Raw genomic sequence first — 23,679 nt, 5'->3', positions numbered from 1 at the left:
GCTTTGAACGGGGTGTCAGAGGCCCCGGATCAGTTCCAGTTCCGCAGAAAATGCGTACTTGCTGTCCAACGCTGAGTCGTCCATGTGTTGAACATTGCGCGGATCGATTTTCGAACTGAAGATCTGCGATTGGGGTTTCATCGGGTCAATGGCAGCTGCTGTAAAGGCGTGAAAGTCGTCGATACGATAACCGGTTTTTACCTGATAGCCAGTTTTCACGGTACTTGGGGCCTTCTTGTTGGTTTCGATACTCGTCAATTTGGCACTGTAGAAGCCCTTGTCGTCGGCCATGGCCTTGAGGGAAAGCAATAAACCAAACGACACGGTGACGAAGTTTTTCAGTAGCATCGAGGCGATTCCTTATTAACAGTTTATTCAGGCAGAACAGAATGTCAGCTGTATCTCTGCCACGACTTGGGCTGTAAATAATCTCACTTCGATTGTGCCTGCCAAAGTCAATAACTCATATTTGCCAGGTCGCCGGAAGAGGTCAGTCAGCGCTTGCCCCTGCGGATACAACGCTCCTCAAAGTAGTATGAACCAGTTGGCGTAGCTCATGCCGGCATCACTTTGTGGTGGAGCAGGGAGAGCAGAATCACTGTTCTGTTCGTCCGTTTGATACTCATTCTCACTGTGGATTTTCAGATGCGACAGTTTCTGACTGTCATCCGGGCTTGTTTCAATTTCATAATATTCAATGGTCGTGCTTTCGACGGAGCGCTCGTCGTGTGCCAACGAATAAAGTGGCATGGCAGACAGAAAAAAGACCGCCAGGTATCCGAAAGTCGTCGTTCTATGGGTTCGCAGGAAATGCATGGTTTTCACTTGATTCTCCTGTATAGGGCATTGTCCCGGGTGAGAATCAAGCAAGCTCGATTCCAAGGATTATCGGCGAGGGATTTTTGGCAGGAGAGACGTATGATTCAAATCAATAAGTGTTATTTTTGTTTGAAGGGTTCTTTGATGTGAACCTGTGCCAGGTGGGTGTCGAGTCGCTACCTGAGGCCGATTAATGGCTCATGCAGCGCAAGCGGCCAAGTTCATGGATGTAAAAACACGCGGCGCTTTTATCCTGGGTCGGAATCAACTCGTAGTTAAGAATGGCGCCTTCTTGCAAGACATACTGACGCCTGAAGAACAGGTCAGGGGTCTTTTCAATGGCAAAAAGTTCATTGTCCTGGCTGAGTTTGACATTACTGACTTTGATCTCGACGTGTGTCTTGCTTTCTCCGATTATATTCGCCGAGATGGTCGCATTACGGATTTTTCCATTCAGGCTTTCCAACGTGGTTCCCGTGAGTCGACCATGCCCGATAGTGAGGTATTCTTCGGTATTGAGTTGGTTGAGATCCTCCAGCCATTGTCGGGATTTTGTCTGGTAGCTGATATTTTCCATGTAATGAGAAGGAGAGTAAAAAATGGAAAAAATGCACAGTGCATTGATCAAGCCTATAAGAGGCCAGTGAACGGCCTGCGGAATTTCAAACTTCATAAGGTGACTTCCAGACATTGACGAATCATCAAGGCGAGGTCTCTTTCGCTGCTGTTCAATTGCAGATTTGCAGTGCTTTGATCCTGGCGGATGCACGAAACGGAATAATTGGCTTTATACAGGTTGATCCAGACCTGGCCCTTCAGGTTTGGCGGTAGCTGTTCAGTTTGTTTGGCCGACAGGTCCATCAGCGCTTGAGCCTCGGCAAGATTGCTGCCCACGGCGTGTATGACCAGTCCACTCTTGTCGAGACTGGAAATTTCAATTTTTGGCGCGTCGAAGTCGAATTGAAAAATACTAAAGGCAACGACTGCCAGCGTAACGACATAAGCGATCAACTGAGCCTTTGTAATACGAGTGGATTGACTGGTTTTACCAGAAGGCGCCAGTCGTTCATCACCACCCGGTGGCGGTAGTTGCCCGGTGAAGGCCTCGGGTGGCTGTGCCGTTTCCTCTTGGGGTGTCGTTACATCTGCTTGTGCATCGACGACACATTGCCGGTTGAAGCAATATCCTCGTCGAGGAACCGTCATCAAGATCTCGTGATCCCGACTGTCATTGAGAATATTGCGCAGTGAGAAAACCGTCTGGTTCAAACTGCCGGAGGCAACCACGCGGTCATTCCAGGTGTACTCGATGATTTCATCGCGGGTTTTAGTGACACCTGGCTCCATGAGCAGCAGGTCCAACAGGCGCGACTCAGCTCTACCTAGCGTGGAATTCTGTACATCTCCATGGGGTGTTGTAATGGAAAGCATGGCGTTGTCGGGGTCGAATACCGCCACGGCGCCATTTTTCAACTTGAAGGTGTAGCTCATAGAAATCTTCCGTTCAGGCGGTGCTGGCCTGAGTATAGGGGCCGGATTTGGCTCGGTACATTCTGGTCTGGGAGGTGAGCGAAGATGAGGGTCGGGCGGAAGGTGCGCTGCGTGTCGCATTTACAGTGCCGGACTGGCTCGTGTCAGAGGCGTGCGGTTCGGCAAACAGCCGGGCCTGTCAGTGGTATCAGTTCAATCAAACAAAAAAAAAGCATTGCTGGATGATCCATGGTTTTCGATTTGGACACCATGAATAATGCTTGGAATGGATTAACGGCGCTATCCGAAAACTGCAAGCTGGAGCAGGTGGACTTGCGTGCAGGCACGCCTGAGTGAACTAACATCGCTGTTGCGACAGGTTTCAATTTCAGCCTGAACTATCAGGATACAAATCAATGGTTGTGTTTTTCTGCGCCGGGTTTGTTAAAGATTATTTTTGATTCTTATTAGCTTTGAACCAGAGGCGTTACCGATTTAAATGGCTCTCGAGGAGCGTTGACGCACATCGCGCTCATGCTTTGTTTGTCGCGGCGTAAACGATCCTCACCTCTCGTTCTACGGCTTTGCCCCGGGTCCTTTCTTGAAGGGCCCGGGGCTTTTTTTGAGCGCGGTAAAAGACAGGGGCACGAACACTCAAGGCCATCGTCGCCGCCGATCAGGGCAAGACATCGTAGCCACGTTGTTGCAGGCAACTGTTGTAGACGGAGTTGTTGGCGGTGACGCTTTGTTCGCTCTCACTCAGGTTCTGCCGGCGCTCCTGGCGTTGTCTGGAGCCCCCGACGACGGCACCGGCAGCCGCGGCACTGTGTGCCCGGTTCTGGCGATAGTCTTGCTTGGTATCGTCGTCGATCTGGTCATAGAGGTTTTCATGTTGGCGACCGCGAATTTCTGCCGCCGTGGCACCGGCGACCGCGGCGGTGGCGGCGCCCTTGACCCGACCACCGGAGGGCACGGTGCCTTGCACCGGATGTTGCGCGTTGGCCTGGGACTGGCAGGCACTGGTGTCCTGCTGGATGGTCTGGGAAGTCTGACCTTTGAGGGGAATCACGGTCGCAGCCAGGGCGCTGGTGCCCAGCAACATCGTAGCGAGCGCTAAGGTATTGGCCAGTATTTTCATCATTGAGTCTCACGTCAGGCGTCGGTACGGTTAACGGTTTGTCAGAGGGAAAACACGGCAAGGTATCACATTGAAACCCCATGCAGGTCTGCTTGCGATGGGGTTTGCCTGAGCGTCAACGCTTGAGGAGGAGGGCCTGCATATCGTCTGTCATGCCTTTGAGTGCAACCTTGAAGTCATTGGCAACAATCGGCTGTTCGGCATTCTTGATGGTCTCGCCGAATACCTTGCGCACGATCTTCGCGACCGGCATACCGGTCTTGGCGTCGATCAGGTTGGCTTCGATGTACATCTCGGCGGTCTGGTCCCGATGCCCGGTGGCGGCTTGTGTCGCCCCGACAATGGCCCCGATTGGAACGGCCTCATACCAGTGCATGCCTTCATTGTTAGCGCTGACGTGGGTGATCGCCGCCTGCAGGATCAGTGACCGCGAATCGGTCGGCGCCAGCTGCGGATAAGGGACGATCGCATAACGACGGGCAAAGGCGGTCTTGACGCTGTTACTGGCCATCAATTGCAAGTCTTGCAGGGTCTTCAGGCTGACGCGCGCGGTCGGCTGCGGCGATGGATACAGTTCCATCTGCCTGAACACTACTGTGGAATACGTGCGTGGATCGAACCCTGGCGATACCCAGCGCAATACTTTCTGCTCACTCGGCGTAGTTTGCTCCTCCAGGCCCTGGTAATTGCCCAGGAAGCCCGAGTATTGCTCTTGCTGCGCGACTTTCGAGACACAGCCGACCTGAAATACACAGCTCAAAGCAATACCCGCAATCCATTTGTTCGACATGCCCATGTGTTTGGTTCTCAAGTGATTAAAGTTGTCATTCGGGTTCCGACCTGGCCCCGGGCATTGGTCCGGGCACCTTGTATCCAGGCACTGGTACTCGCCGGTCGGTTACGCAAAGCAGGTGCTTGCACGCCGGTCAATGCGGGCCGAATGCTGCACGTAGCGGCGGGATAATCCGAATCAATAACTCTCAAAAACTGTTAAATACCCGAGCGGAAAAAATTGCACATCGATCACAGTTGCCTACGCTAACCCTTTGCAATGCCGGCTTTGGCGTCTACAGGTGAGTGAGATGGATTTGAAAGAAGGATGGATGGGTACCGCGTCGACACTCGTCGTTGCGTTGGGTTTCATCCCGATGGCTCAGGCCGACGATTCGGCGGAATTGGCGAAGAAAGCCCTCAACCCGGTCGCGGCGATGTACAGCCTGCCGGTGCAGTACAACTGGGACCAGAAGATGGGGCCGACCGGGGAGGGCATGCACAGCGTCACCAATATCCAGCCTGTGCTGCCGTTTGCCTTGAACGAAGACTGGAACCTCATTTCCCGGACCATCCTGCCGATCATCGACCAGCACGGCCTGGCCCCCGATGGCGCGGCGGACAAATCCGGCAGCGGCGATATCACCCAGAGTTTTTTCTTTTCGCCGACCAGGCCCACGGAAAGTGGCTGGATACTCGGTGGTGGCCCGGCGTTGCTGATACCGACCGGCAGTGATGAGTTGCTCGGCAGCGAGCAATGGGGCCTGGGCCCGACGGCCGTGGCGTTGAAACAGTCCAATGGCTGGACCCGAGGCATTCTGGCCAACCATATCTGGGGCCTGGACGACAGCCCGCCGGACGACAAGGAAAAGGTCAACCAGACCTTCCTGCAACCCTTTCTCTCGTACACCACCCATACGTACACGACCTACGGGGTGAACACCGAGTCGACCTACAATTGGCAATCGCGCGAATGGTCGGTACCGGTCAACCTCACGGTCACCCAACTGCTGAGGATCGGCGGTCAACCATTGACGGTGCAGGCCGGCCCGCGCTACTGGCTCGACAGCCCGGAAGACGGCCCGCAAGGCTGGGGCTTTCGCGCCGCTGTGACGCTCCTGTTTCCACGCTGACAGGCCGTTTCCGAGGGCCTGGAGGAGACACCCCATGGACCGATTCGCCGGCGGTTGTTTGTGCGGCAAGGTGCGTCTTGTCGCATCGGGGCGCCCGTTCCGGGTTGGCGTTTGTCACTGTCTCGACTGTCGCAAGCACCATGGGGCGCTGTTCCACGCGTCCGCGATATTTCATCAGGATGCCGTGACAGTCGAGGGCGAAACCCGTGACTACGCCGGGCGGTATTTCTGTCCCCACTGCGGTTCGTCCGTGTTCTCGCGCAGTGCAGACGAAATCGAAGTGAACCTGGGATCCCTGGATGCTCCTGACCAGTTGACGCCCACCTACGAGAGCTGGACTGTGCGCCGTGAGGCCTGGTTGCCGGCGTTTGCGCTCACCCGGCATTACGAGCGCGATCGAGATTCCACGGGGCGTTTTGAAGACTAACGGGCACATACTCCATCCTCAACAAATCAATATCAGCCCGTTATCCCCAGCGCGACCGACGAGCAGTCGATCGCGTGCTGTCGGTCAATTGCTCATGATGGGTGCCAGTGCAGCCTGAATCCGGGACATCTGTGCCGGCGTTGTCATCTGCGTCAGCAGTCGGCCGAAGTGTGGATGCCGTACACCCGAGATAATGTATTGCCAGCGGTAGGCGCTCAGCACGCTGGCTTTGATTTGCGCCGTCTCATCGACACTGAACGATCGTGAAGCATTACCAATGAAGTAGTCGGCATCGGCTGCCGCTTGTGCCTGCAGGATTGTGTCCACGGCCGCCACCAGCGCAATCAGGTCATTCACTGCCTGGTCGCGCTCGGCTGGCGAGAGTTTCACGTGCTCGTCCCGCCACTCCAGTTCATCGAGTACCACGTGGCGGCTTTCATCCTTCCAGTGGAATTTGAAGACATCCTTGAACAACGGGCACAGCTCCTCGCGCGGGGCGATGCTTTGCACGTAGTGCGCCTGTACGAACAGTTCGATATGACAGGTCAGCGCCAGTACCGACCAAGTGCTGGCCGCGAGTACCGCGCGCGCGACCTCGTTTGGATCGGCAACCTGACGATATCCCGCGGGCAATTTCGAACTCATCATCGTCTCCATGCGCCGGAACAACTCCTGGTGCTTGATCTCGTCGTTGGAAAAACGCACCAGTGCTTCAAGCGCCAGTTGATCGTCAAACACATGGGCCCGACCCTGATCGAGCATCTTGGCACTGATGAAACGCTCGACCAGGCCAAAGATATACGCGTAGGTCCGGCCCTGGATCTGACTGAGCAGACGTGCCTCGGCCGCATCGAGAAAAGTCAGGCGGTCGACCTGTGACAGTCCGTCGGGCAGGAATTTGCGCGAGAAGTCGAAACTGCGGTCCTGGAGCAGATCGCGATCGATCTGCCATTCGGTTTTTTTCGAAGACCTGACCATTTGCGCATAACGGGCGGTGTTGCCTGACGCTGAGCCGGGTAGGGTAACGACGCTGTTCATATGGATCTCCTGCTGCCCTGGTTGAGTTGGTATGGGGCAATTTCGGTTGACGTCGGAGCCAGTGAACCTCTGGGGACAATCTCGATCGCTGAGTCCGCGTTGGTGCTAATCTAGGCGTCGCAGTCCAGGCGGTGAATGACCGTTGCGCCTGAATACCTGCTCCGGACTCCGGAAAGGATGGCGATCAAGTGTTGGATGCGCTTTCTGATGTCTTGCGTGTGATTCGGCTGTCGGGAGGGGTCTTCCTCGAGGCGGAGCTCACTGCGCCCTGGTGCATCAACGGCAGAATCTCGACGGATGATTGCAAGCCGTTCCTGGCGGCCCCTCGACACATCATTGCGTCGCACTTTGTCGCCGCGGGGCACATGCAAATTCAAATCGACGGTGGCGCCGCCATCGAGGTAGGGGCAGGCGAACTTGTTTTGCTTCCCCGCAACGATGCCCATTCCTTTGGCAGCGACCTGAGCATTGCGCCCATGCCGGCCCGGGAAGTCATCCAGCCGCCAGAAGTCGGCGGCATTTCACGGATCAGGTACGGCGGGGGCGGCGAGGCCACGCAGTTGTTGTGCGGGTTCCTCGGTTCGGAAACTCCCTTCAGTCCACTGCTTTCATCGCTGCCTTCCTTATTGAAGCTGGACCTGCGGGCGACGGCTTCGGGCACCTGGATCGAAAGCTCATTCCGTTTCGCTGTCAGTGAAATCGCGGCGGGCCGCGTCGGCTCGGCAACGGTCATCGCCAAGCTATCGGAACTGCTGTTCGTCGAAGCCGTCGGCCAGTATGTCGCCAGCCTTCCCGCTGAGCGGCGCGGGTGGCTGGCGGGTTTGCGCGATCCGCATATCGGGCGGGCACTGGCGTTACTGCATGCTCGCCCGACCGAAGGCTGGACCGCAGAAGCCCTGGCGCTTGAGGTAGGCATGTCGCGCTCTGTATTCGCCGAACGCTTCACGGCATTGGTCGGACAGCCACCGATGCAATACCTGACGCTGTGGCGCATGCACGTGGCGGCCCAACAGCTGCGCGAAGGTCGCGGCAATGTGGCGCAAATCGGCTTTGCCGTTGGCTACGACTCCGAAGCCGCGTTCAGTCGCGCATTCAAACGTCAGTTCGGCACATCCCCCGGCACCTGGCGCAGACAATCAGCGTGAGAGGGGCCGGTGCCGGCTCTCCATGGTTACCTGACCAGGCTTGCTCCTTTGAACTCAAGGAAGCCGAGGCAATTGCGCCCGAGCCTGGCTGGCTCGCAGCGTATTGGAGACCTTGGCTTGAATCTCGTAGGCAGGCGCCTCGACGGCTTCGTAATCACGGGTATAACGGGTGGCAAACTCGTGATTGCCCCATTGCTGGTACTGCTGCACGTGTTTCAACTCATGGGCCCACAGCGCGACATCGTTCAGTGCATCTTCGGCATTTCGAAACACGATGATGTCGATAAGGGTGACCGCACGTATATCGGGATTCTGCAGCATGGTGTTTGCGGCGTTCAGTTCCACATCATCGCCGACTTTGTAGCGAGCCGAATCGAGCACTTGAATGTCATACCAGGGTTCGAGCTGGGCCCGGATATTCAGCGGGATTGGCAGGATATCGCCCGTTGCCGCGGATTCGCGCGATTGCACAATCCAGCTCTGCAATCCAGAGGCGGCCATCTGGTTCATGTCGTCGAAGATCGATCCAGCGTCCTCTTCGGAATCTGGAGCACAAAAACAAGCGACCATGCAGACCTGGGACTGGCCGGCCGGGCAGGCGAAAACCGAAGATGAGGTGCCAGTGCAAAGGAACACTATCGTTAACCGGAAAACCTGACGCAAAAATACAGCTGACAATGGGTTCTCCCCTGGGCAATGGCGATCGGCAGGCAATACGTTGGGCATCTTGTGTCCATTGCCCTGCCGCGTGTTGGACCGCTGCTACACCGTTCGATTCCCTGGGTTCCACAGTATTTTCAACATCACCTGAAAGGCCGTGCCTGTGAGCATCAACGCCAACATCATTGCGTTCTTCTTCGGGCTGATTTACCTGTTTGTGCTGGGACTTGGGAAAGAAAACCTGACGCTGATTGCGATCATGGTTGCAATCTCCTTCGGGCGCTAACGTAACCCCAAAGACTGACGCAACTGCGCCGGACTCACTCCAAGGCGTTGTTTGAAGGTGGTCGCCATGTGCGCCTGGGAGTTGAAACCGCAGGCGTAGGCAATCTGCGTCAGGGTGGCGGTCGAATCGCGCATCAGGGCGCGGGCCCTGGCGAGGCGGCGGTCGATCAGGTAACTGTGGGGGCTTTTGCCGGTGGCGTTTTTGAAGGCCCGCATGAAATACCCCTCGGACAATCCAAGCAGGCTCGCCATCGCCGGCACGCTCAACGGGCCATCGAGGCCAGCGTCAATGAATTCATCGAGCAAGCGCATCCGGCTGCCGGTTATCGAGCCATGGGGGGCTGTCGACAGCGCTTCGCTACCCGTCGCCCGCTCGGACAACGCCAGTGCCCAGGCTTCCCAATCATCCTCCACGCAAGGGTGCAACAGCGCGGCACGGATTCGCCACGCGAGGGCGGTGGCCTGCTGGTCGATGCGATTGTTGAAGGCGCGATCCCCCGTCAACGCCATACCGTCGGTGCGAATCACCCGCAGGTATTCACCGCCCCGGGGGGACTCGGACAGCACGTCACACCCAGCGGGGACGAACGCCAGGCCGTTGGGCACGGCATCGAAGGGGCGTATTCGGTCACTGCCGATGGCGTGCAGGCCTCGCTGGCTGTCGAAGGCGAAGCCGATTCCCGACCGGGTCGCGACATAGCGGGTCGCGTAGGCGCAGCCGGGGAGCAATTCGATTGCCCAAGGGCCGGCCTCGATACGACAGACCGGTTCGGACAGCAGGGGTGGCGGCGGGCGATTTCGATGACTCATGGACACCATAGTAGTGAAGAGGGGGGACAAAAGTCAGGTCGGTTTTTTGAAAGCCGCGGTACCGCGCCGTTGTTCAGACTGGACAAAATCTCAAGGAGACCACTCATGCACAGACTGACTCGCGACGATATCGAACAGGCAGCTCGCCTGGTTTACCAGGTCATGCCCGCCACGGCCCAGTACCCTTGGCCCTTGCTGGCTCAACGGTTGGGTTGCACGGTGTGGGTAAAGCACGAAAATCACACGCCTACCGGTGCGTTCAAAGTGCGCGGCGGTATCACGTTCATGCACTGGCTCAAGCGCGAACACCCGGGCGCGAAGGGCATTGTCAGCGCTACCCGCGGCAACCATGGCCAAAGCCTGGCACTGGCGGCTCGCACGCTGGGTTTGCAGGCGTTGATCGTCGTGCCGGAAGGTAACTCGGTGGAAAAAAACAACGCCATGCGCGGCTTTGGCGCTGAAGTGGTCGAGTATGGCCGCGATTTCGATGAGGCCCGTGAAGAGGCTGCGCGCCTGGCGCAGACCCATGACCTGTTCCTGGTTCCGCCGTTTCACACCGAGCTGGTCAAAGGCGTCGCCACCTATGCGCTTGAGCTGTTCAGCGCCGCGCCGGACCTGGACACCGTTTATGTGCCGATTGGCTGTGGCTCGGGGATTTGCGGGGTGATCGCCGCCCGCGATGCGTTGGGTCTGCAAACAGAGGTGGTTGGCGTGGTTTCCACGGAGGCGGCGGCTGCACAGTTGTCGTTTGACGCTGGCGAGATATGCGAAACCGCCTCGGCCAACACCTTTGCCGACGGCCTGGCCGTACGCAAGCCGATTCCCGAAGCCTTTGCCGTCTACGCGGCAGGTGCGGCACGGATCGTATCGGTCAGCGATGAGCAGATCGCCGAAGCCATGCGTGTGTATTACACCGATACCCATAACCTTGCCGAAGGGGCCGGTGCGTCGGCGTTGGCAGCGCTGATCTCGGAGCGTGAAGCCATGTCGGGAAAAAGGGTGGGGGTGATTCTGTCCGGTGGCAACGTCGACAGAGCGGTGTATGCACGAGTGATTGCGTGAAGGCGGCCATGGCCCTGGTCATATAAATTTGAAATGCGCGGCATTGCTCGACAGAATCACGCCCCGATCCGGCCAAAGGCGCCGGACGTTCGTGGTGAAAGGGGCCGCAGTTGAACCAACAGACATTGTCCATGCGCCTGGAACGCGTGGCGGCACAGGTGCCAGCCGGTGCGCGCCTGGCCGATATCGGCTCGGATCATGGCTACCTGCCTGTGGCATTGATGCGCCGGGGCGCCATCGCGGCGGCGGTGGCCGGCGAAGTGGCGTTGACGCCGTTCCACGCGGCCAACCGCACCGTGCTCGCGGGTCACCGTGCGCCTGGCCAACGGCCTGGCGGCAATCGAGCCGGGAGACGGGATCACGGCGGTCAGCGTCTGTGGCATGGGCGGCGAAACCATCCGCGACATCCTCGACAGCGGCAAGGCGTACCTGAGTGGTCAGGAGCGCCTCATCCTGCAACCCAACGGCGGCGAGCAGCCACTGCGCCAATGGCTGATGGACAATGGCTACCGCATCCTCTGCGAGGAGGTGCTGCGGGAGAATCGTTTCGACTACGAGATCATCGTCGCCGAGCGCTCCGGACCAGTGATCTACACCGCCCAAGAACTGTACTTCGGTCCGTTGCAAATGCAGGCCCGCAGTCCGGCGTTCCTGGTCAAGTGGCAGCGCAAGTTGCGCCAGAAACAAAAGACCCTGAGCCACTTTGCCCGAGCGCAGCAGGCCGTGCCCGAGGAGGCGGTGCAAGACATCGCGCGGCAGGCCCGGTGGATCACCGAGTTGCTGGCTTGAGCAAGCCTGGGGCACAGCTTCTCAAGCACCTCGCTTCAGTGTGGGTGCGAAAGAGTCGTTTCCATTCGGCGTGAACCGAATGCGGCAGGCGTTCGCGTAGGTGCTCACCAGCGAACAGACGCTCCTTGCGCGAGAGAAAGACCGCGTCGTCACCGGAGTCGTCCGACGGCTTTGCTTTTCAAACGTAGCAGTTCCGATCCTGGATACTGTATTGCCAGTACTGAATTTGCGCTCGATTGGAAGTGGTTTGCTGATGACTGCAGGCGACTCGAGCGTGCTGGCAACCGGTAGGAAATTGTGCCACTGGTCGGGTCTGGCGACGAAAGTTCAGCGCAAAAGCGGTTTTATTTTCGGCGTGGAACAAAAAACGATTCAGCTGCGTAGCGACGCGGGTTTCAGCCAAAGCGGCAGGTGTCCACAAGTGCTGGAAATAGTACCGTTTGTCGATGTTTGTGCTCAAAAAATGAACGATCGGGATATGCTGGGCTCTGATTTCCCAGCAGGCGGATCCTTAGGGTCCCGCTGCACTCACTAGTAAAATGGACGTATACCTCATCTGCATTGAATGAAATGCACATGGGGATTTTTTTTACCTGAGACCTGGAGTGATAGTATGCCGTCATCACTGACTCGCTGGGCGAGTCGCTCTCTCTTGTAATACCAAATTATTTAGTTGCTTCAATCTTTGCCAACTTGACCTTGCAGGTGCGAATCAATAATTCGCACGCCTGGGGCATGGTCAATTCGCACTGCTGCTATAAGTGGAGATGTAGTCTTGGATATTAATACAATGATCGGCCTGATCGGCCAGAAAGAATCCATGGAGTTTTTGCGTTTAGGCGTTGTGTACGTTCATCTGTTGGCTTGCTGCGTAGCTATTGGCCTGGTGTTTGCCAGCGATGCGGCAATGGTGAAGGACTTGTTGAAAGGTCGCGTGTCGTCGGGGCACGATAATGAACATATGGCCAGTCTGCAGAAGTCTGTTGCCAATGCGTTGATATTCTTGTGGGTTACCGGAGCCGCGGTAATAGGCATTGATTACCTTGAAAAAGGCATGACCTATTTTGCCAATCCAAAACTTCAAGCCAAAGTTATTATTGTATTGTTGCTGACGTTCAACGGCATGTTGTTGCACCGCTATGTATTGCCTGCAATGTTGAAGGCCGGTTCGTTGCTTGATCTCCAGATCAATGTGCGGATGTTTGCCCTGTTCTCTGGCGCACTGTCGGGCGTATCCTGGTTGTATGCCGCCATGCTCGGTGTCGGTCGACCGCTGGCCTGGAAGTATTCGCTCACCGAGTTGCTGATGGCCTATCCGGTGTTGATCGTACTCGGCTTTGCGATGATGGTGACGCTGACCCAGTGGGCGCGTAAACGCAACGCAGCAACGCAGGTTCAGGAATCTACCTGGATGTTTGCCGGAATTCCTGCGCTGCGTTGAACTGACGTGAATCCAGGAAAGGACGGTTGAAACCGTCTGAACCTTTCAAACATCAGACCCCTCCTTGTGAGGGGTTTTTTGTGGGTGCGGGCACCCGAAAGCCGAGCAACTGTTTGCCGGAGCATGGTCGGCCTGCTACATGGCAGCGGTGGGGCTGGCCGCCCAACAGATGAACGTGACACTGCCGACCGACATGGCCGTCGGCCTGACCTACACGCAATACATCTCCCTGGTTGCGCTGTGGGAGGAAGAGTTTGAGATCCAGCTCCGGAGGGCAATGCAGCTATCGGATGTTCTGCGGTGGTTGTACCGCAGGACTGACCCTTGATCTGAATCCCCCCGATTTCGGCGTGATTTCCCCCCGCTAATGGGCACGATTCCCCGGCAAGACTCGCGTCTCCATCCGCTTGGGAATTTCAAACTCCGAGCAATGTTTGCGGGGCGTTCAGGTATGCCGATAAATTTTGTTACATCAATGGCAGGGTAATTGCTGAGCGAGGGTATCCCGTTCATGAAAGGTGTCGGGACGCCGTGGAGCTGCAAGTACCCCCATTGAACGATCGATGTAACCGTCGGGTTGCATCACGAGACACCCCTGGCGACTCAATGGACGTGCTGCGGTCATCCTCTGCAACTGTCCAGGGGAAGTCGTTATGATCCACTCCAAGGTAGTGCCGCTGCGACGTCTGTTGTGCTTGCTGGTTTGCCTGTTGACGGCCACGCTGGTGGCGGCCGACGAGCCTCAGGGCAATGACAATCAAAGTAACGATAAGTGGGTGGAGCCGGCACGCTCCAGGCTCATGCATGTGATTGGCGGTATGCCGTTCTTTCCCCATCGGGCCAATACCACCGGCAACCTGGTCTTGAATGTGAAGGACTTCGACAATGCCCAGGTCTGTGGCGCCTGTCATACGGAGATCTACAGGCAGTGGCGCTCGTCGATGATGTCCCAGGCCTGGGATGAACCCATCTATCGGGCCTTGCTCAAGCGTGCGAGTGCGGCCACCGAGGGCAAGGTCGATAACTTCTGCACCGGCTGCCATACCCCGATCGGTCTCACGACCGGGCAGATCACTTCGCAAGTCAACCGCTCCTCGATTGAAGACAGTGCGAAGAACCATCCGATGCCCGGGGTCGATTGCGAGACCTGCCACAACATCAGTGCCCGCACGGGCCTCGATAACGGCGCCTATGTCCTGAGCCCGCGGGCCCACGGCAAACCGACCAAGTTCGGCCCGCGCAGGGATGCCGTTTCGCCCTATCACGACACCGTCTATTCCGCTCTGCACACCCGCTCGGACTTTTGCGGCACCTGCCACAACGTCACGCACCCCTTCAGCAGCGTGGCGGTGGAGCGCACCTATGATGAATGGCAGGAGAGCACCTACAGCCTGAACAATGTGACTTGCCAGAGCTGCCACATGCCGGGTTTTGCGGGCAAGGCCGCGATCATGGGGCCAGACCGCGAGGAGGTCGCTTCGCATTGGTTCAGCGGGGCCAACGCGATGATGCTCAAGCATCTCGGTCAGGAGGAGGGCGCGCAACGCGCACGCGACATGCTCGGGCGCGCCGGGGACATAAAGTTCGAGCAAGTGCCGGCAGCCATGACGCCCGGGCAATACACCTCGGTAGCGGTCAAAGTGACCAACGTCGGCGCCGGGCACAAGCTGCCGACCGGCTTTCCCGAGGGGCGGGAGATGTGGATCGATTTTCGGGTGCGCGATGCCAGTGGTCGCGAGATCTATCGCCTGGGTTCGATCAAGGACGGCAAGACCGAGGTCAACACGCGAAATTTCAAGGTGCACATTGGCGACAAGGACGGCAATCCGCTGGACGTCGAGGTCTGGAATGCCACGCAGATTCTCTCGGACAACCGCATTCTGCCCAAGGGCTACGATATCGGGGAGTTCTCCTTCCTGGTGCCGGCCGACGCCGTCGGGCCGCTTACCCTCACAGCCGATCTGAACTACTGGCCGTTCTCCCAGAAGCTGGCCGACTACCTGCTCGGCAAGGATCAAGTGCAGGTGGAAATCACCCGGATGGCCAACGTCACGCAGAGCGTACCCCTGTCGACCAGCCTGTCAGTTGTCGGGCCAGATACGGCGCACTTTTAGCGGTGCTGCGTCGACCTCCAGGCGGGTCTCTGGCATTTAAATCGAGACGTTCGTCCTGAGTAGCGTCAATGACGTGTATCGGAATGATATGTATTTGCTTAGAAGGGATGATCGTTATTAATTGCGCGATGATTCAGGCAAAGACTTCAAAAAACGCTGTTCATGATCAGGATCCGGTAACAGACAGGTGTCGTATTTTCCGAAGAGCCGATAACGATTAAGCGCAATGCGGTCGTATGCCCAATCTCGAAGTTTACGAGGGAAGATGCGCAGCAGAGACACGGGGCGCCAGCGTGGGGGAAGCTGGGCGATGACTTCGAAAAAAGCTTGCGAACGCTCCCAGTAGCGTCGGTCGCGGATCACCGCCATGGTGTGGAATTGATCCATGGGCAAACCTGCCCATGCGAGCAGAGCCTGCCCCTCGGGTGACTGAACCGCCGCCAACCGCAGGCGCCGCTGGCGGTCATGGCGAATCAAGAACCTCACCCAGCCATTGCACAGTTTGCAGACACCGTCGAACAAGACCACCGTCTCTCCTGGTTCGAGCAGGGGCGCGGGTGAGGGACGGATTTGCGAGACTGGCATTTGAGACTTGAGGCCGCACATTTCAGTTAACCGGGGGGCGCGCTACACAGATCAGCTTTTGGCGCGATCGGTTGCCTTGGCTTTGCTTTCAGCTACAGCGCCTTCAGTTTTCTGTTTCTGTGCTACCTGGTAGGTGTCCATCGAGACTTTGCGGGCCGACTCCATGCGTGCGAAGGTCTTATCACCACCACCTGTGGCCATCGCCAGAGAAGAGGCGGTCAGAGTGGCAACTACGAAGAGGGCTTTCATGGATTTCATTTGGGTATCCTCAAGTGAGATTTAGTTAATAGATAACAGCAGGATTTATTCGCAAAACTAGAACTTCCTGGTTCAATCTGGCTTCACCATCCAGCCAGGGCGGCGTTTCCTGGTGACCAGGTGCCTTGCTCCTTGCGCTCTTGCGCGTCTCTGCTTTTTGCCCAGGCAGTGAGCAGTACCATCGCCCCGAATCCACCGACGATGAGCACCGGATAGGCTGCCAGCAACTCCACCAGCGAGTACTTCCAGGCCAGCGGACGACCGACACCCAACATGGCGGCATAGAACCACGACACGCCAGAGAGGGCGCCGGAGAACAGCGCCAGCATGCGCAGGTTGAAGGAGAGATTCAGTAGCGAACCGGCTTTCTTCAGCGCCGGCAATACAGCGCTATGCAACAGGAAACCGTTAAAGGTCAACAGCACAACGATGCCGATCTTGGCTTGCAGTTTGGGATTGAGGAAATACTCCATCCCCTTGCCGGCATAGTCGATCCCTACAATGCCAATACCCGTAATCCAAAGCGCTACAAGTGCAAGCGACACGGTTTTTTGAAGGCTTTCCATGTGCGCGTCATCGTGGTGACTTGAGGCATCGCCCTTCAGGAGTTGCTTGACCATTGCAATGTCACTGGTCAAGACCAGCCCGATTGCCACGCAGCAGGCGATAAGATGAAAATATACAACGCCCAAACGTACATATTCCACGGTGGACGAAGAGAACATACTAAGTTCCATGGTGACCTCTTGGCTTCAGTGAATCAGTAATGCTCTCGGCACGGCTTAGTTGGAGTTTGCCGTTGCTGGCTGCAATCAGGATTCAGCAATTATTATCAATTAATCTTGCGACATTACGCCGCCAAGATAACGGTGAGTTTCTCGAATGAACTTTTAGTCATTCGATCATGTCCATTTTCAGGTAACAAAAAACATCATTCGCACTGGGCGCAGTATGAGGTTTAACTTCCGCTTCTGGGGGTGGGCAGTCGAGGCCCGGAACTCTATTGGCGAGTGGATCAGGCAATACTGTCGGGGTTGGCCGGACTTGCGCCCCACTCGAGGAAACGGATCTTGTGAACCTCGCCTTTACTGTCCAGATAGACAACAGTCACCGGTACCACGCCGGTCTTGTCGGATGTATCGGTACGCTGCAGTACTTGTTTCACATCGATGTCCATTCCGTAGTGGTAATCGACGGCCGAGACATGCGCGCCGGGTTCTTGCAGGCCGTTCTGGTCGAAGACGCTTGGTGCGAGACTGGAAATCACGGCACTTACTACTGTGGCCATGCTCATTAGGCTGTACCTCTGCTGAAGTTCGCTTGACGGGGACCTAATGTGACATGTCTTGAAACTGAAGTTCACTGCTGCAAACTCCCGGGAATTCCCCGCGCTTGACGCCTCTTGACCATTCGTCCTTTAAACCCCGTATTTGTTGGGTAAAGTCCGTTTTTTAAGGAGGTCATGACATGTCATGACGGATTTTCACGCAAGGTGAATCAGGGCCATCCGGGTCAGTCGAGTGGCAGCGATATCGTTAATCTCGTTCCTTTGTCCGGCGCGCTGTCGATCGTCAATTCTCCGCCCAGCATGCTGATGCGCTCCTTCATTCCCACCAGCCCGAACGAGTTCAATTTTTTGCGATCCGTCATGCCTACGCCATTGTCTTTGATCCGCAGATAAAGCCAACGACCCTCCCTGGAAAGTTCGATATGCACCTTTGTCGCTTGCGCGTGTCGGGCAATATTCGACAGCGATTCCTGCACGATACGGAACAGAGTCGTGGCGGATTTTTCATTCAGATCGCAACGGAAGTTTTCGTCTTTTGCCGACATCTTGCAATCGATCGCACTGCGCTGCCGGAACTCTTCAAGTTGCCACTCGATTGCTGCCTGCAATCCCAGATCGAGTACGGGGGGCCGAAGATCATTAATGATACTGCGGACACTGCGGATGGCTGTATCGAGGTGATTCAGGGCATCACTGGCCTTTTCGTTGAGCTTGGGGTGCATGGTACTGGTGCGCGCCTGCAACATGGAGACATCGATTCGCAAAGCCAGCAGACTCTGTCCCAGTTCGTCATGGATGTCGCGTGCGATCCGCTTTCGCTCTTCTTCCTTGATGTGCTCCTGATAGGAGGCCAGTTCGCGCAGCAACAGCTTCGATTGCAGCAACTCTTCGGCCTGCATCGTCAGCTTGCGCTGCAAGTAGAACAGGTCGACAAACACCCGGATCTTGGCGCGAAGAACCTCGGCCACAATCGGCGAGAAGATGTAATCCACTGCGCCGGACGTATAACCGCGGAAACGCTCGGAATCCGTGTCGGCCTCAGCTGTGACGAAGATAATGGGCGTGTGGGCCGACTTCGGGCGGCCGTGGATGAGTGCCGCGGTCTCAAAACCGTCCATCACTGGCATTTTCACGTCGAGCAGAATGACGGCGAAGTCGCGTTGCAATAGCAGGCGCAGGGCCTCGCGTCCGGAGGTCGCCGTGGCAATATCGAGGCCCATGTCCGCAATCACCGCGGCGAGCGCCGTAAGCTTGGCGGGATTGTCATCCACCAGCAACACAGATGCTGGCACGCCATCAGGCGGGAGCGGGTGCCGCGCCTGGGCTCTCTCATTGAATACCGGAGGTTCCTGTTGCATATCTATGCCACTTCGGTTTGCGCTAGCGCGCAATGAGCGCGGTACACAGTCATCGATAGAGCCATTTGCGCATCAGTGACAGCAACTGGTCGGTATCCACCGGCTTGCTGACATAGTCCGAGGCTCCTGCCTCGATGCACTTTTCGCGGTCACCCATCATCGCCTTGGCCGTCAGCGCAATCATGGGCAGGGTTTCAAATCTCTTGAATGTGCGGATCTGGCGCATGGTTTCATAGCCATCCATCTCGGGCATCATGATGTCCATCAGCACAATGTCGGTATCGGGCTGCTGCTGCAGCAGTTCTATGGCGGTTCGGCCGTTTTCGGCCGTGGCCACCAGCATTTTGTTGCACTCAAGCACGCTGGTCAGGGCAAAGATATTGCGCACGTCATCGTCGACCACCAGGGCCTTTTTACCCTCGAGGCTGTCCGAACCCTCATAGAGTTTTTCCAGCAACCTGCGCTGGGTCTGCGTCAGCCTGGCTACGACGCGGTGCAGAAACAGCGCGGTTTCGTCGAGTATGCGCTCGGGGGACTCAACGGCCTTGATGACGCCCTTGCCGAGCAGGGTCCTGAAACGCTCGCGTTCCGGCTTGGTCAGTGTCTCCGCACCATAGACGACGATCGGCAATTCACGCATGGCGCGGTCTTCCTGCAACGCCTCGAGCAACCTGATGCCGGATGCGTCGGGCAGTTTGAGATTGATTGCCATGCAGTCGTAGCGTTTCTTTGCCAGTTTCTTCAAGGCTTGCGTGTCGCTGGCGGTCGCTTCGATCTTCACGTCGGTGTTGCCGAGTAGATCGAGGATATGGGCACGGCTCCCTTCGTTGTCGTCAATGAGTAGAAGGTTCCTGGTCTTGCGCCGAGCGAATGCCACGATGCCGACCAGCGCATTTTGAATCTCGTCGGCTGTGACCGGCTTGAGCAGATAGTCGAAAGCGCCGTAGCGCAGCCCGCGTGTGTGGTCGTCAGTGGTGGAGATGATCTGGACCGGGATGTGACGTGTAGCGAAATTGCGCTTCAACTGCTCGAGCAGCGACCAGCCATCGATGTCCGTCAGGCCCGGGTCCAGCGTGATCGCAGCGGGTTGGAAGCGCTCGACAAGCTCCAGTGCATCTGCGCCACGGGTCGTGACGATAGCCCTGAACCCCTCCTGGTGCGCGGCCTCGAGCAGAATGCTGCCGAATCGGGCGTCGCCCTCGAGCATCAACAGCACTTGGTCCCCGGGTTGGACAGACTCGCGGTCGTCCGGTATCTGTGCAGACGGGCTTGACATGGGGTCGCGCTTGACTTGGCCAGGTACTGTCTCTGTCTCAGTCGCTGACTCGTCTAGCGTCTGACGCTGGGCATTCTCTGTACGTAAGGGTACGTACAGCGCGAAAGTACTGCCCGGGCCGATCTCACCGGGGATCAACCGCAGCTCTCCACCCAGCCGGTGTGCGAGCTCACGGCTGATCGACAGGCCGAGGCCGGTGCCGCCGTATTTACGTGAGGTTCCGGTATCTGCTTGCTGGAACGCTTCGAAGATGAGCTTCTGCTTGCCGGCAGATACGCCAATGCCGGTGTCGGTGACCACGAATGCGACTACTGTATCGGCACGATTGAGCTCGCTGTTATCCACGCTCCACCCGGACACAGCGGGTTCGATGCTGATCTTGACGCTGCCTTGCTCAGTGAACTTGAAGGCATTGGACAGCAGGTTCTTGACCACTTGTAGCAGGCGCTTTTCGTCGGTCCAGATGACGGGGGGCAGGGCAGGCGCCAGTTCAATCGTGAAGGTGAGGCCCCGGCTTTCGGCGACCGGCCGGAAGGTGCGTTCGATCTGGTCGTGCAAATCGGCGAACAGCGCTTCATTCAGATCCAGTGTGACCGTACCTGACTCGATCTTGGACAGATAGAGAATCTCGTCGATCAGTTCCAGCAGGTCTTTGCCCGCGCTACGGATGGTCTTGGCATATTCGACCTGCCTTGGTGTGAGATTGTGTTCCGCGTTGTCGCTGAGCTGCCGGGCCAGGATCAGCAGGCTGTTCAATGGCGTTCTGAGCTCATGGGACATGCTGGAGAGGAATTCGGACTTGTACTTCGAGGTCAGCATCAGCTGCTCCGCCTTCTCCTCCAGCGACAGCTTGGTGATTTCGACTTCGCGGTTCTTGCGCTCGACTTCGGCTTTCTGTTCCGCCAGCAGTCCAGCCTTGTCCCCCAGTTCCTCGTTGGTCTGTCTCAATTCCTCTTGTTGCTTTTGCAACTCCTGCGCCAGCGATTGCGACTGCTTGAGCAGTTCTTCGGTACGCATATTGGCTTCGATCGTGTTGAGTACGATACCAATCGATTCAGCAAGCTGATCAAGGAAGGTTTGATGAATGATGCTGTAGCGCGTGAACGAAGCCATTTCGACGACGGCCTTGACCTTGTTCTCGAACAGGATCGGCAACACGATGATATTCAGCGGGGCGGCCGCACCCAGTCCCGATGAAATCGCGACGTAATTGGCGGGTACATCGGTCAGCAGGATGCGTCGCTTCTCGTAGGCGCATTGCCCGACAAGGCCCTCGCCGAGCCGCCACTCATCGTTCACATTGATGTTTCCCTTGTACGCATAAGCGGACAGCAGCTTGAGTTTCGCGGGATCGGGCGGGCTCTCGTTCATCATGTAGAACACACCGTGCTGGGCGTTGATCAGCGGAGCCAGTTCAGACAGCACCATCTTGGAGACTGCCGCCAGATCGCGCTGGCCCTGCAGCAGACGGTTGAATTTCGCGAGATTGCTCTTGAGCCAGTCCTGCTCCGCGTTTTGCCGCGTGGTTTCCCGCAGGTTGCGGATCATCTCGTTGACGTTGTCCTTCAATTCCGCCACTTCACCCTTTGCTTCCACTTCCACGTAACGAGTCAGATCGCCCTTGGTCACGGCCGTCGCCACGTCGGCAATTGCGCGCACCTGATTGGTCAGGTTGGCCGCCAGGCCGTTCACGTTGTCGGTCAGGTCGCGCCAGGTGCCGGCAGCACCCGGCACGTTCGCCTGGCCCCCCAGCTTGCCCTCGACGCCCACTTCACGCGCCACCGAGGTTACCTGGTCGGAGAACAGCGCCAGCGTATCGGTCATACCGTTGATGGTGTCGGCCAGTTCGGCGATCTCGCCCTTGGCTTCCAGTGTCAGTTTTTTCTTCATGTCGCCGTTGGCTACTGCGGTCACCACTTTCGCGATGCCTCGCACCTGGCTGGTCAGGTTGGCCGCCATGAAGTTCACGTTTTCGGTCAAGTCCCTCCAGGTACCGGACACGCCTTGCACCTGTGCCTGTCCCCCGAGCTTTCCTTCAGTGCCGACTTCGCGCGCCACCCGCGTTACTTCGGCGGCAAAGCTGTTGAGCTGGTCCACCATGGTGTTGATGGTGTTCTTCAGCTCCATGATTTCGCCCTTGGCCTCCACGGTAATCTTGCGCCCCAGGTCGCCTTTGGCCACCGCCGTCGTCACGTCGGCGATGTTGCGCACCTGATTGGTCAGGTTGGCCGCCATGCTGTTGACCGAGTCGGTCAAGTCTTTCCAGGTTCCACCGACGCCCGTCACCCTGGCCTGGCCCCCGAGCTTGCCGTCAGTCCCCACTTCGCGAGCCATGCGCGTCACTTCGTCGGCAAAGGTCGAGAGCTGGTCCACCATTGTGTTGATGGTTTCCTTGAGTTGGAGAATTTCACCTTTGGCTTCGGCTGTGATCTTGCGCGACAGGTCGCCGTTGGCCACCGCCGTCGTCACGTCGGCAATGTTGCGCACCTGGGTGGTCAGGTTGGCCGCCATGCCGTTGACCGAATTGGTCAGGTCCTTCCAGGTACCGGACACACCAGTCACTTCGGCCTGTCCGCCCAGTTTGCCTTCGGTACCGACTTCCAGCGCGACGCGTGTCACCTCAGAGGCGAAGCTGGAGAGCTGGTCGACCATCGTGTTGATAGTGTTTTTCAGTTCGAGAATCTCGCCCTTGGCTTCAACGGTAATTTTCTTGCCGAGGTCGCCGCGCGCCACCGCCGTCGTCACCTGTGCGAGGTTGCGCACCTGGGTGGTCAGGTTGGCCGCCATGCCGTTGACCGACTCGGTCAGGTCGCGCCAGGTGCCTGATACGCCGCGCACTTCCGCCTGGCCGCCCAACTTGCCTTCGGTACCGACTTCCAGTGCCACGCGGGTCACCTCCGCAGCGAAACTCGAGAGCTGGCCGACCATCGTGTTGATGGTGTTTTTCAGCTCGAGAATCTCACCCCTGACTTCGACGGTAATCGTCTTGCCCAGATCGCCTTTGGCCACCGCGGTCGTCACGTAAGCGATGTTGCGCATCTGGGTGGTCAGATTGGCGGCCATGTCGTTGACGGAGTCGGTCAGGTCTTTCCATGTGCCGGACACCCCTTTGACATTGGCCTGACCACCGAGTATCCCCTCAGTGCCGACTTCGCGCGCCACGCGGGTGACCTCGGAAGCGAAGGAGCCCAGTCGAGTCACCATGGTGTTCACGATCCGGGCGGATTTGAGGAACTGGCCCCGCAGTTTCAGGTCGTCGAGTACCGGTGGTACCTGCTGGCTCAGATTACCCTCGGCAACCGAGCCGATAACGCGGATCATCTCGTTCATCGGACTGATGAGGTCGCTGGTGAGTGCATTGCTCGAGTTGACGATCTTTTGCCATGAGCCTTTCATCATCGGCAGTTCGATGCGCTCATCGACCTTGCCCTGCTTGCCTATCAGTCGCGCCACGCGTTCGAATTCCGTGGCGGTGTCGGCCGCCATGTCGATGATCTCGTTGAGCGTGTCGGCGATCTTGCCCGGCATGCCGGTCCAGTCTTCCGGCATACGCGTGGTGAAGTCACCATTGCGCAACGCCTTCAGCGCTGCCAGCAACGTCTTCATGTCGAAAGCTTCGATCGGTGTCGTCACTGTGGCCATGTCTATGTCCAGTCAAGATGGATGCCAAGCGCAAGGCGTCGTGCAGGAGCCGGCATTGCAGTATTGACCATGCTGAAAGCTGAGCGTTGGCTTACGAAATATTAGCAAGGTTGGCGCAATACCCCGGATCCTGGGGGAAATTGGCCGGGAACAGGCCGTTCCAAGTGACT

The 23,679-nt window shown here is 57.4% G+C and carries 23 protein-coding genes and 2 pseudogenes; 10 read left to right on the top strand and 15 right to left on the bottom strand.

The genetic code is table 11. The annotated features are described in order from the left end of the window. Positions 1 to 15: 15 nt before the first annotated feature. The 6 genes from ASD95_RS16090 to ASD95_RS16065 all read right to left on the bottom strand — a co-directional run bounded on the left by ASD95_RS16090 (position 16) and on the right by ASD95_RS16065 (position 4,223). Positions 16 to 348 (bottom strand): hypothetical protein, encoded by a 333-nt coding sequence (locus ASD95_RS16090; protein WP_056725025.1) that lies wholly within the window; start codon positions 346 to 348, stop codon positions 16 to 18. Positions 349 to 525: 177 nt separating this feature from the next. Then, positions 526 to 816 (bottom strand): hypothetical protein, encoded by a 291-nt coding sequence (locus tag ASD95_RS16085; RefSeq protein WP_056725119.1) that lies wholly within the window; start codon positions 814 to 816, stop codon positions 526 to 528. A 193-nt stretch (positions 817 to 1,009) separates the two neighbouring features. Then, the gene (locus ASD95_RS16080; RefSeq protein ID WP_056725023.1) at positions 1,010 to 1,492 is read right to left on the bottom strand and encodes a hypothetical protein; all 483 of its coding nucleotides are present in this window, start codon (positions 1,490 to 1,492) and stop codon (positions 1,010 to 1,012) included. Continuing rightward, positions 1,489 to 2,310, bottom strand: coding sequence for a transcriptional regulator (locus ASD95_RS16075; protein WP_056725021.1), 822 nt, complete (start codon positions 2,308 to 2,310; stop codon positions 1,489 to 1,491). Before ASD95_RS16075 ends, ASD95_RS16080 begins: the two co-directional genes overlap by 4 nt. Positions 2,311 to 2,965: 655 nt before the next feature. After that, positions 2,966 to 3,427, bottom strand: coding sequence for a YMGG-like glycine zipper-containing protein (locus ASD95_RS16070; RefSeq protein WP_082562968.1), 462 nt, complete (start codon positions 3,425 to 3,427; stop codon positions 2,966 to 2,968). Between the two features lie 115 nt (positions 3,428 to 3,542). Further along, a complete protein-coding gene (locus tag ASD95_RS16065; protein ID WP_056725017.1) occupies positions 3,543 to 4,223 on the bottom strand; it encodes a DUF3313 domain-containing protein in 681 nt (226 codons plus the stop codon). A 307-nt stretch (positions 4,224 to 4,530) separates the two neighbouring features. Here ASD95_RS16065 and ASD95_RS16060 point away from each other — a divergent pair, with 307 nt between their 5' ends. Then, on the top strand, positions 4,531 to 5,331 hold the full coding sequence (locus ASD95_RS16060) for a transporter (RefSeq protein ID WP_409079243.1): 801 nt from the start codon (positions 4,531 to 4,533) through the stop codon (positions 5,329 to 5,331). 34 nt (positions 5,332 to 5,365) lie between these two features. Continuing rightward, complete coding sequence (locus ASD95_RS16055; RefSeq protein ID WP_056725014.1) at positions 5,366 to 5,758, top strand: GFA family protein; 393 nt, start codon at positions 5,366 to 5,368, stop codon at positions 5,756 to 5,758. A gap of 84 nt (positions 5,759 to 5,842) precedes the next feature. Here the strand turns inward: ASD95_RS16055 and ASD95_RS16050 are convergent, their stop codons facing one another. Next, positions 5,843 to 6,796: a diiron oxygenase gene (locus ASD95_RS16050; RefSeq protein ID WP_056725012.1), complete on the bottom strand. Its 954-nt coding sequence runs from the start codon at positions 6,794 to 6,796 to the stop codon at positions 5,843 to 5,845. Between the two features lie 188 nt (positions 6,797 to 6,984). On the opposite strand from ASD95_RS16050, the gene ASD95_RS16045 reads away from it, so the two are divergent. Beyond that, the gene (locus tag ASD95_RS16045) at positions 6,985 to 7,941 is read left to right on the top strand and encodes an AraC family transcriptional regulator (protein WP_056725010.1); all 957 of its coding nucleotides are present in this window, start codon (positions 6,985 to 6,987) and stop codon (positions 7,939 to 7,941) included. A 54-nt stretch (positions 7,942 to 7,995) separates the two neighbouring features. Here the strand turns inward: ASD95_RS16045 and ASD95_RS16040 are convergent, their stop codons facing one another. Then, positions 7,996 to 8,667, bottom strand: coding sequence for an eCIS core domain-containing protein (locus tag ASD95_RS16040; RefSeq protein WP_236709745.1), 672 nt, complete (start codon positions 8,665 to 8,667; stop codon positions 7,996 to 7,998). A gap of 97 nt (positions 8,668 to 8,764) precedes the next feature. Between ASD95_RS16040 and ASD95_RS28750 the strand changes: the two genes are divergently transcribed. After that, positions 8,765 to 8,887: a DUF2628 domain-containing protein gene (locus ASD95_RS28750; RefSeq protein ID WP_409079220.1), complete on the top strand. Its 123-nt coding sequence runs from the start codon at positions 8,765 to 8,767 to the stop codon at positions 8,885 to 8,887. Here ASD95_RS28750 and ASD95_RS16035 read toward each other — a convergent pair. Then, on the bottom strand, positions 8,884 to 9,705 hold the full coding sequence (locus ASD95_RS16035; protein ID WP_056725006.1) for a helix-turn-helix transcriptional regulator: 822 nt from the start codon (positions 9,703 to 9,705) through the stop codon (positions 8,884 to 8,886). The two genes, ASD95_RS28750 and ASD95_RS16035, sit on opposite strands and share 4 nt — an antisense overlap. 96 nt (positions 9,706 to 9,801) lie before the next feature. Between ASD95_RS16035 and ASD95_RS16030 the strand changes: the two genes are divergently transcribed. From ASD95_RS16030 to ASD95_RS16010, 6 genes and pseudogenes are all read left to right on the top strand, one after another. Then, entirely contained in the window at positions 9,802 to 10,758 is a 957-nt protein-coding gene (locus ASD95_RS16030; RefSeq protein ID WP_056725004.1) for a threonine dehydratase, read from the top strand. 110 nt (positions 10,759 to 10,868) lie between these two features. Next, positions 10,869 to 11,547, top strand: a pseudogene (locus tag ASD95_RS16025) (tRNA (adenine(22)-N(1))-methyltransferase). 100 nt (positions 11,548 to 11,647) lie between these two features. Then, the gene (locus ASD95_RS29190) at positions 11,648 to 12,082 is read left to right on the top strand and encodes a hypothetical protein (RefSeq protein ID WP_156385773.1); all 435 of its coding nucleotides are present in this window, start codon (positions 11,648 to 11,650) and stop codon (positions 12,080 to 12,082) included. 255 nt (positions 12,083 to 12,337) lie between these two features. Further along, positions 12,338 to 12,988: a hypothetical protein gene (locus tag ASD95_RS16020; RefSeq protein ID WP_082562966.1), complete on the top strand. Its 651-nt coding sequence runs from the start codon at positions 12,338 to 12,340 to the stop codon at positions 12,986 to 12,988. Between the two features lie 91 nt (positions 12,989 to 13,079). After that, positions 13,080 to 13,196: pseudogene (locus ASD95_RS29895) on the top strand (peroxiredoxin); the annotation flags it as partial. Between the two features lie 445 nt (positions 13,197 to 13,641). After that, the gene (locus ASD95_RS16010; RefSeq protein ID WP_056725000.1) at positions 13,642 to 15,102 is read left to right on the top strand and encodes a multiheme c-type cytochrome; all 1,461 of its coding nucleotides are present in this window, start codon (positions 13,642 to 13,644) and stop codon (positions 15,100 to 15,102) included. A gap of 117 nt (positions 15,103 to 15,219) precedes the next feature. On the opposite strand, the gene ASD95_RS16005 is transcribed toward ASD95_RS16010, so the two are convergent. The 6 genes from ASD95_RS16005 to ASD95_RS15980 all read right to left on the bottom strand — a co-directional run bounded on the left by ASD95_RS16005 (position 15,220) and on the right by ASD95_RS15980 (position 23,509). Beyond that, on the bottom strand, positions 15,220 to 15,687 hold the full coding sequence (locus tag ASD95_RS16005; protein WP_056725116.1) for a thiol-disulfide oxidoreductase DCC family protein: 468 nt from the start codon (positions 15,685 to 15,687) through the stop codon (positions 15,220 to 15,222). A 51-nt stretch (positions 15,688 to 15,738) separates the two neighbouring features. Continuing rightward, the gene (locus ASD95_RS16000; protein WP_056724998.1) at positions 15,739 to 15,945 is read right to left on the bottom strand and encodes a co-regulatory protein PtrA N-terminal domain-containing protein; all 207 of its coding nucleotides are present in this window, start codon (positions 15,943 to 15,945) and stop codon (positions 15,739 to 15,741) included. A gap of 83 nt (positions 15,946 to 16,028) precedes the next feature. Continuing rightward, positions 16,029 to 16,682 (bottom strand): hypothetical protein, encoded by a 654-nt coding sequence (locus ASD95_RS15995; protein WP_056724996.1) that lies wholly within the window; start codon positions 16,680 to 16,682, stop codon positions 16,029 to 16,031. Positions 16,683 to 16,960: 278 nt separating this feature from the next. Beyond that, positions 16,961 to 17,239, bottom strand: a complete 279-nt coding sequence (locus tag ASD95_RS15990) for a DUF2790 domain-containing protein (protein WP_056724994.1) — start codon at positions 17,237 to 17,239, stop codon at positions 16,961 to 16,963. A 218-nt stretch (positions 17,240 to 17,457) separates the two neighbouring features. Beyond that, complete coding sequence (locus ASD95_RS15985; protein WP_056724992.1) at positions 17,458 to 18,591, bottom strand: ATP-binding response regulator; 1,134 nt, start codon at positions 18,589 to 18,591, stop codon at positions 17,458 to 17,460. A gap of 49 nt (positions 18,592 to 18,640) precedes the next feature. Next, the gene (locus tag ASD95_RS15980) at positions 18,641 to 23,509 is read right to left on the bottom strand and encodes a HAMP domain-containing protein (RefSeq protein ID WP_056724990.1); all 4,869 of its coding nucleotides are present in this window, start codon (positions 23,507 to 23,509) and stop codon (positions 18,641 to 18,643) included. Positions 23,510 to 23,679 lie beyond the last annotated feature (170 nt).

The organism is Pseudomonas sp. Root71, assembly GCF_001429045.1.
Taxonomy (GTDB): Bacteria; Pseudomonadota; Gammaproteobacteria; order Pseudomonadales; family Pseudomonadaceae; genus Aquipseudomonas; species Aquipseudomonas monachiensis.
Note: the sequence above shows the minus strand (reverse complement) of the source record. Positions and strands in the feature narration are given on the sequence as shown.